Below are 14465 nucleotides of genomic sequence, written 5' to 3' on the forward strand. Positions count from 1 at the left end.
TTTGCCTCACTTTTTTCTCTTCCTTTTCCGGTCGAATCCTCGTGGCCAACACCTCTTCCGTCACTCCGCGGATCGCGGAGCTGGCCGAAAAACTGATTGAGGACATCGCGGATCGCAAACTGCGGCCAGGCGACAGGTACCTCACCACCGCCGGCGCCTCGAAGCTGCTGGGGGTCGGGAACGGCCCCGCGAACCTGGCCCTCCAACTGCTGGCCCGTCGGCGGGTGATCTCCCGGCAGCAGCGCCGTGGCGCGTTCATCCTGGAACTGCCGGAGGACGCCCAGGGCCCGCCACTACACCGCGTGCACTTCCTCGTTCACCCGCTCTTCCTTCGTACCGAAGGGGTGGGCAACGACCACATCTTGCTCGGCATCCAACGAGAGTTGCCGGGGGTCCACGTGCAGATCAGCTTCCTCCCGGCGAGCGAAGAGGCGATCTTCGTTCAGCAGCTCATCGGTCAGGCGCTCGCTTCTTCGCACACTGACGGGTTCATCCTGGTGCGCGCTAGTTGCGAGACGCAGCGGCTGGTGGCTGGCAGCGGCCTGCCCGCCGTGGTGTTCGGCTCCGTGTACCCCGGCGTGGGCAACCTGGCCTGCTTAGACCGCGACATGGCCGGAACGGGCGCGTTGCTGGCTCGGCACATGCTCGACCGCGGCCACTCACGCCTCGCCTACTTAAACCGGCAGGTGACCTACCCTGGCGACCACCTGACACTGGACGCGATCTGCAAGGAGCTGGCGCGCGACAACCGGCCGGCCGACGCGCTCACCGTGCGTTGCCTCCCCGCGGACTCCGAGGTTTGCCTGGTAGAGATCCTGAACCTCATCACGGGCCCCAACCGCGTGACCGCCCTGATCTGCCGGACGCGCCGGATGGCCGATGCGGCGACAGCGGCCATCGGTCGAGCCGGGCTCCAAAGGGACGATTTCGACATTGCCGTTTGCGACTATTACCTACGCGACCGCGAGAAGCCGCAGTTTGTTTACCCGCGGCCGCTCGAGGGAGACGAACAGCAGGGGCAGCACTTAGCGAAGCTCCTGCTCCGACAGCTGGGCAGCCCCAACGCGGAGGCGCAGCGTGTGATCCCGATCGCGATCGAGTTTCCTGACGGGCGCGGCCCCTAATCCGCTGAGTCTTGTCCGCGCTCCCCCCGGCCACGCAACGGCGGCGGGGGGATGGGTGGGGACGCGTTTTTTTCGACATCCAGCACGGCGTTAGAAAACCGCCGGAGCACCGAGCCTAGGGCGCACCGCAGAGAACGCATCGCCGCCCGCCTTACTCCGAGCATCAGATAAGCACTATGAAGCACTCCCGGTACTCCACGACGCACGCCCCGCTGCTCCTTGCCGCGTGCGCCGCATTGACTCTGCTCGCTGCGCCGCTGAGCGCAGGCGTCTTCAAGCAAACCATCTTCACGGGGGGCGCCGAGGGCTACAACATCTACCGCATCCCGACGATCGTCCGCGCCGCTAACGGCGACCTGCTGGCTTTTGCCGAGGCCCGCTCCGGTGGCGACGCCAGCGAGATCGACATCGTCATGAAGCGTTCGACCGACGACGGCAAGACCTGGGGCGCCTTGTCCGTCGCGGTCGAGAACGACAACTACCGCGGCTGGGACGGGCTGCCGACCGCCAATGTAACCGCAGGGAACCAGACCCCGGTGGTCGACCTGCTCGACCCCCAGCATCCCGGCCGGATCTGGATGCCCTTCACGATGGAGAACGACCGTGTCTTTGTCACCTACAGCGACGACCACGGCGCAACCTGGACCGCCGACTCCAACGGCCGCGCCCGCGAGATCACCGCGGACGTGAAGCCCGAAGGCTGGGGGTGGTACGCCACCGGACCGGTGCACGGCATCCAGCTCACCCGCGGCCAACACGCCGGACGGCTGATCATCCCGTCAGACCACCGGCTGGGGTCGAACAACTGGGGCGCCCACGTGGTGTACAGCGACGACCACGGCCAAACCTGGCGGCTCGGGGCGGACGACACCCACAGCGCGACCGACGCGGTCCACCCGAACGAGAACTTCGCAATCGAGCTCGTCGACGGCAGGGTTTACTTCAACGCCCGCTCCCAAGGGGGCGCCAGCGGCGTAAATCGAGCCGTCGCGTACAGCAGCGACGGCGGCGAGTCGTTCGACGCCCGCTTCGAGGGCGACCCGCAGTTCATTACGCCGGTCGTGCAGAACTCGGGGGTCCGCTTCCACGCGGTCGACCAGGGCGATGCGCAGAACGTGCTGGTCTACTCACGGCCCGGCCAGCCTTCGTCCCGGCAGGACATGACCATCAGCCTCAGCTACGACGAGGGGCTTACCTGGGTCGAAGACACCGTGATCGAGCGAGGCTCTTCCGCCTATTCCGACTTGGTGAAGATCAACGCTACGACAGTCGGCGTGCTGTACGAGATCGACGGATCGACCGACTTCGTGTTCGCCACCTTCAACCCGCTGGAACTCAGCCCGGTCGCTTGGAACGGCGTCGACGGCGACGTGAACCAGGACGGCCTGGTCGACGCCAGCGACCTCGCGGCCTTCGTCAATGTCTGGGCGCCCCTTTCTGGCGAGTTCTTCCTCGGCGGCGCCGACAGCTACACCCACGGCGACCTGAACTTCGACGGGACGCAGGACATCCACGACGCGATCGTGCTGCGGCAGCACCTGCTCTCGGCGAACGTGCCGACCGCCGGTCTGGGGATGCTCGGGCGACCGGTCCCGGAGGCGTCCACGCTGTCCATGGGCGGGTCGCTCGCGCTGGTCCTGTTGGGACGCTCCTGGCGGCTGACGCCTGTGGTCGACGTCCAACCTTTAGATTCTCGAAACAACTACTAATCACCAGATCTTAGCTAGGGGGGAGTGATGCTCATCTATCCATCTCATCTTCGTGTCGGTCTTGCAACGCTCGTCGCGATCGGGCTCTTCTCGTCGTGGAACAAGACCGCGAGCGCAGACCTCATCGCCCATTTCGATCCGAACGTCACCTCGACGCTCTTCCAGGACGGCGGTGAGAACGCCGGAGGAACCATACCGGTCACCGCGTTCGGCGACCCGGTCGGCTGGATCACCGACGCAGCGTCTCCCACGCCGGGGTGGGACGGGGTGGCCATCGACGGCTTCCTTGACGTCCAACAGATCGGTGACAGCGCAAAGTCCAGCTACGCATACCACCCGGCCGGGGGCATCCTGAACTTCGACGGCAACGACAACCTGCTCGGGTTCGAGGCCGACACCGGCGCTCGGATGGACGGCGTGAACGGCGCCTTCGATTCCAACACGCTCCAAACAGTGCTGGTTGGGCGGGCGTCGACGGGCGGCAGCGGGCTGGGGCACTTCGTCGACCTCCGCAACGCCGGCGCCATCAACGGGTTCGGCCTGCGGTACAACTACGCCACCTCGTCCCTGGAAGGCGTGGTCCGCGGTGAGACCGTGGTGTCGGCCCCCGTGAATTCTGGCGAGTTCTTCGTCGCCAACCTCGTATGGGACGGCGCCAACAGCACCGCCAGACTGAACGTGACGACTCAAACCGGCTCGGTGGCCAACACCGGAACGCCCACGGACAATACCGCCATCGACCACGACCGCTTCCGGATTGGCGTCACCGCAAACGCCTCCGACGGGATCAACGGCCTGATCGGCGACGTCTACTTGTACAACGACGCTTCCGACCAGAGCTCCCTCGTCACGCAGCTTGCAGGGCAGTACTTGGTCATCCCCGAGCTGATCGTCAATCGCGACACGGGGAATGTCTCGATCACGCTCCCCGCGGGGGTCTCGGCCATCACGAACGTCGCCGGGTACACGATGACCTCTGCCGCCGGCGCGCTCAACCCGAGCAACTGGCTGTCTGTGGCCGACAACTACGACGCGAGCAGCCCCGGGCCAAACCAGGTCGATCCGGACAACAACTGGACGAAACTGTCGAACCCAACGCAGCGGACCGACCTCAGCGAGCTGGAATTTCAACAGAACGGCGGGGTAAACAACGGCGCCGACTTCTTGGCCGGCCGTTCGACCAACCTCGGCAACGTCTGGACCAAGTACTACCAGGAAGACATCGACATGCTGCTGGTGATGGACGACGGCTCGACCCAACCCCTCTACACGCGGTTCACCGGCAACGGCGGCGCCGTGTTCGCGTTCGGCGACCTCGACTTCGATGGCGACATCGACAACAACGACTTCTTAAACGTCTTCGTGGCCAACTACGGCGCCGACACGTCGGCCCTGGCCGGACGCGCCCAGATGTACGGCCTCGGCGACCTCGATGAGAACGGCGCCGTCGAACTAGAAGACTTCCTGCTGCTGAACGCCGCCTACCTTGCCGCCAACCCGGGCGCCGCGGCCCTCGCGCTGCCCGGCGCCGCGGTCCCCGAGCCCTCGTCGCTGCTGCTGTGCGCCGCCGCCCTTGGCGCGGTAGTCGGTCGCCGCCGGCTGGGTCGAGCCTTGGTCTGTGGACTGGCGTTCGCGATGATGGCGGTGTTCTCACCGGGCGCCGCCCACGCCGCGGTTGGCGGCGTGGTCGATATGGACTTCCAGTGGCTCACCCCCGGCAGCACCATCAGCGACGGCACGCGGATGCAGGACCTTTCCGGCAACCGCTACCACGGCTTCTGGAGCGCCGCGGCCTCTGATAACACGCCGGTAGAGCTGGCGTTTCCTGGCAGCCACACGGTGCTCAACAACGAAGTCACGGCTGGCTACGTCATCTTGCGTGACGACCTCGCCGACACCGATCCCGCCAACCCCTGGTGGGGCGTCGGCAATACCCCAACCCCCTACTTCACCCTCGACGCCGACAAGAGCTACACGTTCGAGGCGGTCTTGAACTGGAACGGCAACAACCAGGCCACCGACGGCATCATGGGGCAGACCGGCGGCTCCGAATGGTGGATCCGCGAGAACAACGGCTTCGTCGAGTATGTCTTCGACGACGGCCCGAACCGGAACCAAAACACCGGCACGATCGACATCAGCAGCCTGGTCGACAACAGCGACTGGCACCATCTGGGGATCACGTTCGCCCGCGATCCGGTGACGCCGACGCAGGTCACCGTCACCACGTACCTCGACTACAACCAGGTTGCGCAAGAAGTGCTGGCCAACGGGCTGGGTGCGGTCGGCGACCCGGCGGCCGACATTCGGCTGGGCGCCTACAACACGTCCGCCGGCAGCCGCTTCGACGGCCTGATGGACCACTTCCGCATCAGCGACGAGGTGCTCAGCACCGGCCAGTTTTTGGCGTTGCCGGCGCCTCCTGAGTACGTGCTGGAAGTGAACACCGCCACCGGCATCGTCAAGATCATCAACCAGACGGGGGTCGACTTAACGATGGACGCCTACCGCCTCACCAGCGACAACAACAGCCTGAACCCGGCCGGGTGGATGAGCCTAGACGACGCGAACCTGACTGGTCAGCAGCCGGGATCGAGCTGGACAGAGCTGGGCACGACCAGCAGCGAACTCTCGGAGGGGATCTTCGGCGACTTCTCCGTGCTGGGCTCTCCCACAATTCGTACGCTCGGCGCCGCCTACGCCAACCTGGGCAACGAGGACGCCTCGCTTCGGTTCGAGTACCACGTCCCCGGCGGCGACGGGTTCAACGAGATGATGGTGCGGTTTGTCGACGTCACCGGCGGACTGCCGGGCGACTTCAACAACGACGGCAGCGTGGACGCCGCCGACTACACGGTCTACCGCGACAACCTGGGCGCCAGTTCTGCCGCGCTCAATGGAAACGGGACCGGCGGCGCCACGGTCACCACCGCCGACTACAACCTTTGGAAGGCTAGTGTCGGCTCCTCCGCGGTGGCCGGCGTTGGCGGATCGGCGGTCCCCGAGCCCAGCGCCGGACTCATGGCGCTGTTGTTCTCGGTCGTGGGCGCCCTGACGCTGCTGGTCAAGGTGCGGGGGACGCGGGCCAGGGTTGCGGCTCCTGCCGCGCTGTTGCTCGCGATGGCGAGCGCCGTCGGAGCGGCGACCAACGACCGCCAGTACCGCTTCGGCGACCCCGGTACGTCTGACCCACTGTTTGGGGCCTCGGTAAACAACGGCAGCCCCATGGGTTTCCCGTTCAATGGCAACGACGTAACCGGAGACGAGATCGGCCCGTCGGGCGGATTTCAGGACCTGATCGTCTCCGGAACCACCTACGCAAGCGTCGCCAGCCGACCGGGCGCCGGCGGCAATGATTACGGCGCCCGCTTCAACGGCAGCAGCAGCCTTGCTACCGCATCGAGCCTGAACGCCCCGTCGCAGTTCTGGGACAACTCTACGTTCTTCCCCAACGGCGAGTTCCCGTTGAACTACGAGGGCATCTTCGGTCACGGCATCCAGTTCTGGGCCCAACCCGACGCCGCAGCGCTTACCGCCGGCGCCCGACAGGACCTCGTGATCGATACGCCGGAGCAAGGGGTCTACATCGCTTCTTCCGGCGTCTGGGGGCTTCAGTTCGATGGCGGCGGCGATTCGGCCGTCGGCGTGGCGAGCACCCTCAACGGCAGCGGTTGGGCCCACGTCATGCAACTCGGAGGGTTGGCCGACCTGCAGGGAGGGGGCTCGGCGTTCCAGGGCGCGCTGTACGTGAACGGCGTCGCCGTGATGGTGACCGACCCCGGGCAGGCCTACGATTCCAACTCGACGGCGATGTCGGTCGGCAGCAACGGCGCAGGCGACGGCAACTTCTACACGGGGGTCATCGACAACCTCGACTTGTTCCTGTGGGGCGACAACCGCGATCAGCTCGGCGCCGACGATGCCCCCGGCGGCATCAACAGCCCCGGCGGCCTGAACGCCGACGGCCAAGACTGGGGTTCCTTCTCGCTGCTACAGGACAACGAGTTCGTCGCGATGCAGATCGCGTCGCTCGGCATCGGCCCGTTGAAAGCGGGCGACGTCAACCTCGACGGCTCGGTGAACAACGGCGACGTAACGGCGTTCCTCGGCTTCTGGCAGGAAGAGAACTTGGTCAACGGCATCGCGATCGGCGACTGGGGCACGCGCCAGCGGGGCGACCTGAACTTGGACGGGCGCAGCGACATCTACGACGCCATCCTGCTCCGCTCCGAGGTGACCGCTGCCGGCGGCGCCTTCGACTTCGCCTTGCTGGGTCAGAACCCAGTCCCAGAACCCAGCACGCTGGCCCTAGGAGCGATCATCGCGCTGCTGACGGCGACCAGAAGAATGCGTAGCGGCTCGTAGCCCAACGTCTTTCCCCATTTAAATTGTGTAGGCAGCGGTCCAGGCCCGTTTGATAAGGGATTACACGATGCAGGTTTTTCAGAAGAATGCGGCGCGACGCGGCGGTGGGTTTACGCTGGTAGAACTGCTGGTCGTGATCGCCATCATCGGCATCTTGGTGGCGATGCTGCTCCCGGCTGTGCAGTCCGCCCGCGAGGCGGCCCGGAGGACCGCCTGCCAGAACAACTTTAAGCAGGCGGGGGTGGCGCTTCACAACTACCACAGCTCGCAGCGGCAGTTCCCGCCGGGGACGCTCTTTACCGAGCAATCGTCAACCACCACGTGCCCCAAAGTGGTCGCCGGGGTGAGGGGCTTTGGGTGGGCGGCGTTTATCCTGCCCTACATGGAAGAGCAAACCCTCTACGACCGCTTCAACTTCGACATCAATGTCTACGACGGCGAAAACTGGAACGCTTCCACGACGCTCGTCCCCGCGTTTGTGTGCCCCAGTGAAAGGAACGAGGGCGCCTGGGTCGATTGCTGCACCGGCAAAGACCACGGCGGCGCCCCGGGAAACGACTGGCGGCTCTCGAATATGGCGGGCATCGGCGACAGCGTTGAAGCCCACTGCTGGCTCTACCAACCCCACGACATCGGACGCGGCGTCCTCTTCAACCACAGCAAGGTGAGCGCCGGGAAGATCACCGACGGCACCTCGAAGACGGCCATGGTCGGCGAGATCGTGAGCGGCATCGGCCGCGACGCGGCGGGGGAGGAGGCCTGGATCGGGCTGTCGTGGGTAACGCGAGGCATCACCGACATGTTCGAAGGGATCAACGGACCCGGCACCATCCCCGGCGGCCGTGACGACGGGCTCGATCCGTTCGACGGCGACGGCGGCAACCGTCACGACGAGTACCACCGGGAGAACGGGCTGTCGAGCTACCACCCCGGCGGCGCCCACATCCTGTTTGGCGACGGCAGCGTGCTGTTCGTCGGCGAAGACACAAACCAGGACGTGCTGTTCGCGTGGGCGACGCGGGCCGACGGTGAGGTGATCACCAACGGGATCGCCACCGACGTGAACCGTTTGCCCCCGTCAGCCGGCGGCGGCGGCAGCGGGCCCATCCGCTAGGCCAGGCCCCTTTCGGAAACTAGCGGGCCGTTCCGTTACACCCTACTTAAACGAGCAGCATGAACTCACGTATGCATTGGCGCCAACCACTCCGGGCTAAGCTCGCCCTGTTTGCGGCACTGGCCTGCGCCGGCTGCGGTCCCCCCGAGGGACTCCAAAAGGTGGTCGTCGATGGCGTCGTGACGCTCGACGGCGCTCCAATCCCCAACGGCGAAATCCGCTTCCTGCCGATCGAGGGCACAGAGGGCCCGGTTTCTGGAGGGCCCATTAAAGACGGCCAGTACCGCGCCGAGAGCCGCGGCGGCGTACCGGTCGGCGAGCACCGCGTAGAGATCCGGGCGTTCCGGGCGCCGACGGGCCGGCAAACCGGCACCGCCGCAATCGAGGGCGGCCCCGCGGAGCAGTACCTGCCACAGCAGTACAACACCAAGTCCGAGCTCACCGCGTCAGTGAGCTCCAGCAGTGCGAAGCAGGACTTCTCGCTTTCCAGCAAGTAGGCCCGCCGCCTAAACTTCCACAGGGGATACCCAATTAAACCTGCCGACCACGTTATGAATGACCGCCCCAACAATGGCAGCCTGCACCGGACCGACACGCCAGAAACCCGTGGCGACCGCTCGGCTTTTCGGCTGATCCCGGCCACCTACACGCCAATGCAGGGTGATGGGGAAATCGATTTCGGCGCGATTCCTCGGTACGTAGAAGACCTGGTCGCCAACGGCATCGGCGACATCTTCGTCAACGGCACCACCGGCGAGAGCCTGTCGCTCACCACCTCCGAACGGCTGCGGCTGGTCGACGCTTGGGCACAGCACCGCGGTGGGCTGCGGATGATCGTGCACGTGGGAGACAACTGCGTACGCCGCTCGGTCGCGATGGCGGCCCACGCCGAGGGGGCGGGCGCCGACGCCGTCTCCTGCATGTCGCCCACGTTCTTCAAGCCGGAGGGAATCAACGGGCTGCTCAATTTCTTGTCGCCCATCGCCGCCGCCGCCCCGGCGACCAAGTTTTACTACTACTACATCCCGTCCATGGCGGGCGTCCCGCTGGCGATGTCTGAGTTCATCGCCAAGGCGGTGGAACGGATCCCGAACTTCGCGGGCGTCAAGTACACCCACGAGAACCTCGAAGAGTTTGGCGACTGCCTAGCGACTTGGGGGGACCGCATCGAGCTGTTCTTTGGCCGAGATGAGCTCTTGCTGCCGGGGATGTCGATCGGCGCCAAAGCCGCCGTCGGAAGCTTCTACAGCATCGTGCCGACGCTGTTTCAAGACTTGGCGCGGCGCTACTTCAGCGGCGACAGCGAGGGCGCCGTCGCCGCCACACAGCGGGCCAACCGGTGCATTGCAGCTTTCAAAAAAGTCGGGGTACTCGCGGGCGGCAAGCATGTTCTCGCCCAGCGGGGCATCGGCAGCGGCGCCGCCCGCCTGCCGCTCGAGGCCGTCGACCCGTCGCAAGGCCGATGGCTGATCGATCAGTTGACTTCGCTCCTGGAGCAACCCGCCCCGGTGTCCCAGACCCGCAGCGCACACGGCCACTTGCCGTCAACCGAGGGTCGCGCCCAGGACGAGCTCCGCGCGCGCTGACGACCCCAGGCGGGTTGAGCCCGGGGCTGTTGATGGGAGCATTGCCAGTGGGCTTCCACCCGCAAACAGAGCTATTGATGGTGGGAGGATTCACCCATCGTCGTGCTCCTCAGCGTGGCCCGCTCCGCAGCAAGGTCGCCCGCCGACGGCAGCAAGGAAGGGGCTTCGGGCGTCGATTTTTTTCTGTGAGTGAGGCTTCGTTGCGTCAGCAACACCAGAAGCCTTACTCTTCTGGAGTCTGGGGTATGGGACACTGGTGGTACTTGGAAAAGGACACCGGTGGGACCCGGCCAATGCTCACGGGTGGTACTTGGCCGAAACTCGGATGGCCGGCCCAAGATGGCCTCACACTCGCTGCGGCGTTCGGGCGACTCTAACAGAGCCGCCGCGTCTCGCGGCATTGAGCGACTTCAGAGCGGTCTCCCCCCACTCCGATCTAGACGCCGCAGGCTCCGCCAGGAACCGGTCGCACTCTTGGCGGGTCGCTTCCGCGGTCTGGTTGATCAGCAGCAGCACCTCGTCCATGCGGGCGAGCAGTCTAGCGTGCCCGCTGGGGTGGGGGAGGAAGAAGCGTCTGACGCGTTGCAGTAGCCGGGCATTGGAGGGCTCTTGGAGAAGGGGCTGGCGACGTTCCTGATTGTGGCTCAGCTGGGCCCCCGGTCCGATAGGAGCTGCGGCGGATTTCGGGGGGCTTAGGGATAAGCCACGCGGAGCAGTGGCCCCTTGGGCAGCCCAATGACGCATTGCGTCTGGCGGCTGCTTGAGGGAGCTGGGGGGCAAGACAGCATCCACGCAGCGGCACGCGCGTCGGCATGTGGCATTGCCAGCCATTAGTCGCTGGGCGGACCCGTGCGAGCTGCAGTCGGGGCCAAGTCGCAGAGGTGTCCTTCCAGAAACCACACCTCCTGCAGTTCGGCCGAGTCCGTAGCCGCCCGGGGAGTGGCGCCGTCGAGCTCAGGCGACCAGTCGGCACTCCGAAGGCGGTGAGCTGCACCGCTGCGAGTTGCGTCGGAGGGGAACTCTCCGAGGATGGTCCAACCGACTGCGATTTGAAGGTGATTGGTATCGCACAAATCGACGCTATTCCACGCAGTTAATGAAGCTCCAGACGTTTCCGGAAACGGTACTCGGTGTGTGCTCAGCACCCGAGCCCACGAAAGTCGTGGAACCCCAGAACATGCAACTTTCCGGGAAGTGGTTAGAAGTGGCAAAGCCTCAGGCTACTCTCGATAGCAGATTTTATCATAAGTAATCAAAGATGGAAAAACCGGCAGGGGACCTCCCCATCCGCGTGACTTGGACGGCCCTTTGTGGCATGTCCGATCTGGGCGGTACCCTTAAGGGGGCGGAAGCGGCTAAGCTTATATCACGGCAGCAATCTGCTTAGCACCCTCAAGTTCCGGAAGGATACTCGCCACTGCGGTAGACGGGAAGCAGACACCCATTTACCAGCTGACAGGGTCACTGGAACGCAAACGCAAGATATCGCAATCGTCGACGAATAGCTCCTAGATTGTGCAGAAACGGACTCCGAAACTGCAAAGTCGTTCACTCTTTTTTCGGGAAGGAGGAGTAGATGCGCTATTCCGTCAAGACTTTGCTAGCCGCGATGACCCTCGTTGCATTCGCAGTAGTTGCGGTACTTTGGTTGGCTTCCCCACGTAAATACACGGCCAACATCCTAAGTCGTACCAGCCTTCGGACGGATGCACCTCCCGGTGTTCTAGCCGCTGTCCGCCAAGATGTTTACGAAAACCTGAGATTGCGTCACTTCATGGACGGCGCAGGTCGTGTGACTTTCGCCGACGGAAGTGCATCTGACGCTACTGCTAGTGAGACTGCTTCAGTAAGCGGTGACGTCACGGGCGGGAGGAAGGAGTTTGACGATCCAAACGGAAACAAGATTGCACTGATATGGACCACTGAGCCCGGACACGGGACGCTGTTGCAGTGGGAGTATCAGGGCAAGGACCCTCAGGACATTTCCGTAGCGGTCCAGCAAGCATTCGAGTCTCATGGCGTCGAGGTCCATTGATGGATCGCATCGGGGTGCACCTCGCAGCACTTTCCGGAGTGCACTAAGTTCGCGGCGGTGTAGCTCATCTCCGCCACTTACGGACTGCGCGAAACAGGGTGGAACCGTACAAAGGTACAAAATCCGCCATAGCCACCGCTGAGAAGATGCAAGGCATCAAAGACTTACGCCCAAAAGCTGCCCCCCAGTTTGAGCACCCTGGCAGACGCCCTGACTTGGGAGCATTTCGCGGGGACCGCCCACATTCGTGCGATTTTGCGCGCTAGGGGCTTCCGAGCGGCGGTTTCGTACCCTCCTGGGTGCCGCTTCGACGCCCAGGAGGGTTACTCCTTATATGCACTTACGGCGGATAGCAAATCGACTTCGAACGGCTAAGCCCCCGATTCTTGCTATAGTTACTTAAGCTTCTGGCAGCCACATTTATCGGTGACGAGTCGATAGCCTTTCTGACACAAACGCCCTGGACGAAATGCAAACCATGAACCAAGACTCGACGGTTATCGCATGTAGTGGCACAGGTAGAATGCAGTGGAGAGCTGGCGAATGGTTCGGTGGTATCTCGGTGGGACATCTTGGCTAGCTATTAGTGCAGTTGAGGTGGCCTGGAAAGGACAGAACGTAGGGGCAACGATTTCCGCAAGTTCCTGGCTTCTCGTACTTGCTGTTGGGTATTGGTTGTGGGCACGTCGTGGCCGCATCGAACCTTTTCATGCCTTCGCTTGCGTGCTGATCTCGCTATCGCTAGTGATGCCAATAGTATGGTTCACATGCTGGGACGTCCCAACAGACCAACGCTTGGCATCACTCCACTGGGTACGTCACTTTCGGTCTGCTGGAGCTTGCTCTATGGCACCATTGATTCTTCTGTGTTTCTTCATCCAGGAACGCAGCTTCAGGGCAAGAAAACATATTGCCGGATAGCTCTGGCATGAAACCGCGCGTAGCGAACGCTCTGCTAACCTGCACATGAGGCGTCGTCCTTGGCACGATAGCGTGTGCCAGAAACGGACGTTTCTGGAACTCCCTACGGTGCTCAGGACGACGCCTCATTTGCACCTTGGCGGTGCGGCAGGGTCGCCCGCAAGTTGCCCTCGAACCGCTCGCCGAGCCACCCGGAAGTCGCCGAGGTTGAGCTGACCGACGCGGATTCCGGACACTTGGTAGGCTGGGTGCTCGCAGGGCCAGCGCGCATAACGAGGCAAGCGAGGCGAACTAGCGCGAGTTGATTGGCGATCGTATCCTTGGGCTTTTCACCCCGAGGAGGTTTCCCTTGTGAAGACCGCGTCGCCTAGTTCGTTGCTGAAGCACCTGGAGTCGTTGCCCGACCCGCGTCACCAGCGGAACCGCAAGCACCTGCTGGTGGATGTGGTGGCGATCGCCGTGTGCGGCGTGCTGGTTGGATGCGATGGGCCCACGGCGATTCGTCTGTGGGCCGAGCAGCGAGAAGACTGGCTGCGTGGGTTCCTGGCGTTGCCCGCAGGTCTGCCGTCGAAGGACTGCTTGCGTCGGGTCCTCTCGCGGCTGAAGCCCGACGCCTTCGCTAAGTGCTTCGCGCAGTGGGTCGCCGAAGGCCTTGCGAGGGATGGCGAGGGCCGGCTGATCGCGATCGACGGCAAGACGCTGCGTCGCAGCCACGACAAGAAGAACGCCCTGGGTCCGCTGCATGTGGTCAGTGCGTGGGCGAGCGAGGCCGGGTTCTCGCTCGGGCAGTTGGCGACCGATGAGAAGTCCAACGAGATCACGGCGATCCCCGAGCTGCTCGACGCGATCGACCTGGAAGACGCCGTGGTGACAATCGACGCGATGGGGTGTCAGAAGGAGATCGCCGAGAAGATCATGAAGGAGAAGGGCGACTACGTGCTGGCGCTCAAGGGGAACCACGAGAAGCTGCACGTCGCGGTGATCGAGCACTTTGTCGCGTTGCACGAGCGTAGCTTGGAGGGGACCGGCTGCCGGCGTAGGCAGACGCAGGGCAAGGGGCACGGCCGGGTCGAGCGACGCGAGTACTACCAGACGCCGCTCCCCGACTCGATCAAGCCGTTGGCGGCGGGTTGGAAGGGGCTCAAGACGATCGGCCAGGTGGTGTCGATTACCGAGCGGGACGGTAAGGAAACCAGCGAGGTGCGTTACTACCTCAGCAGCCTCTCTCCGGGCGTGAAGCGGTTCGCCGAGGCCGTGCGGGGGCACTGGGCGATTGAGAACTCGCTGCACTGGGTGCTCGATGTCACGTTCCGAGAAGACGAGAGCCGCTCCCGCGACCGACGGCTCGCCGAGAACCTAGCCGCCCTGAGGCGGCTAGCAATTGGCCTGCTCAAGCAGCATCCGTCCAAGCATAGCCTCAAGAGCAAACAACGAATCGCCGGCTGGAACGTCGACTTCCTCGCCCAAGTACTTGCCCTACAAACGACTTAATGGGCGCTGGCCCTGTGCCAGGGTGCTCAAACTGGGGGGACGATTTTGGACGTAAGTCCTTGCTGCCTCGCATCTTCTCTGCGGGGGCTGTGGCGGATTCTGTACCTTTGTACGGTTTCA

The 14465-nt window shown here is 64.0% G+C and carries 8 protein-coding genes; all 8 read left to right on the top strand.

Annotated features, from left to right (window positions below; genetic code table 11):
* Positions 1–41 precede the first annotated feature (41 nt).
* Positions 42–1124 (top strand): GntR family transcriptional regulator, encoded by a 1083-nt coding sequence (locus Pla175_RS19185; RefSeq protein ID WP_197526998.1) that lies wholly within the window; start codon positions 42–44, stop codon positions 1122–1124.
* Positions 1125–1300: 176 nt separating this feature from the next.
* Positions 1301–2833 carry an exo-alpha-sialidase gene (locus Pla175_RS19190; protein WP_145289071.1) on the top strand — a complete coding sequence of 511 codons (1533 nt, stop codon included), beginning with the start codon at positions 1301–1303 and terminating at the stop codon, positions 2831–2833.
* A 27-nt stretch (positions 2834–2860) separates the two neighbouring features.
* Positions 2861–7198 carry a LamG-like jellyroll fold domain-containing protein gene (locus Pla175_RS19195; RefSeq protein WP_145289074.1) on the top strand — a complete coding sequence of 1446 codons (4338 nt, stop codon included), beginning with the start codon at positions 2861–2863 and terminating at the stop codon, positions 7196–7198.
* A gap of 67 nt (positions 7199–7265) precedes the next feature.
* Positions 7266–8312, top strand: a complete 1047-nt coding sequence (locus Pla175_RS19200; RefSeq protein ID WP_145292176.1) for a DUF1559 domain-containing protein — start codon at positions 7266–7268, stop codon at positions 8310–8312.
* Between the two features lie 59 nt (positions 8313–8371).
* Positions 8372–8809 carry a hypothetical protein gene (locus Pla175_RS19205; protein ID WP_145289077.1) on the top strand — a complete coding sequence of 146 codons (438 nt, stop codon included), beginning with the start codon at positions 8372–8374 and terminating at the stop codon, positions 8807–8809.
* Between the two features lie 54 nt (positions 8810–8863).
* Positions 8864–9898, top strand: coding sequence for a dihydrodipicolinate synthase family protein (locus tag Pla175_RS19210; protein WP_145289080.1), 1035 nt, complete (start codon positions 8864–8866; stop codon positions 9896–9898).
* Between the two features lie 1576 nt (positions 9899–11474).
* Entirely contained in the window at positions 11475–11933 is a 459-nt protein-coding gene (locus tag Pla175_RS19215) for a hypothetical protein (protein ID WP_145289083.1), read from the top strand.
* Between the two features lie 1272 nt (positions 11934–13205).
* Entirely contained in the window at positions 13206–14345 is a 1140-nt protein-coding gene (locus tag Pla175_RS19220; protein WP_145289086.1) for an ISAs1 family transposase, read from the top strand.
* The last annotated feature ends 120 nt before the right edge of the window (positions 14346–14465 follow it).

This window comes from Pirellulimonas nuda, from assembly GCF_007750855.1.
GTDB lineage: Bacteria > Planctomycetota > Planctomycetia > Pirellulales > Lacipirellulaceae > Pirellulimonas > Pirellulimonas nuda.

Coding starts and splice junctions, on each gene's coding strand:
- Pla175_RS19190 (WP_145289071.1), top strand. CDS start 1,301: ATGAAGCACTCCCGGTACTCCACGACGCACGCCCCGCTGCTCCTTGCC.
- Pla175_RS19195 (WP_145289074.1), top strand. CDS start 2,861: ATGCTCATCTATCCATCTCATCTTCGTGTCGGTCTTGCAACGCTCGTC.
- Pla175_RS19200 (WP_145292176.1), top strand. CDS start 7,266: ATGCAGGTTTTTCAGAAGAATGCGGCGCGACGCGGCGGTGGGTTTACG.
- Pla175_RS19205 (WP_145289077.1), top strand. CDS start 8,372: ATGAACTCACGTATGCATTGGCGCCAACCACTCCGGGCTAAGCTCGCC.
- Pla175_RS19210 (WP_145289080.1), top strand. CDS start 8,864: ATGAATGACCGCCCCAACAATGGCAGCCTGCACCGGACCGACACGCCA.
- Pla175_RS19215 (WP_145289083.1), top strand. CDS start 11,475: ATGCGCTATTCCGTCAAGACTTTGCTAGCCGCGATGACCCTCGTTGCA.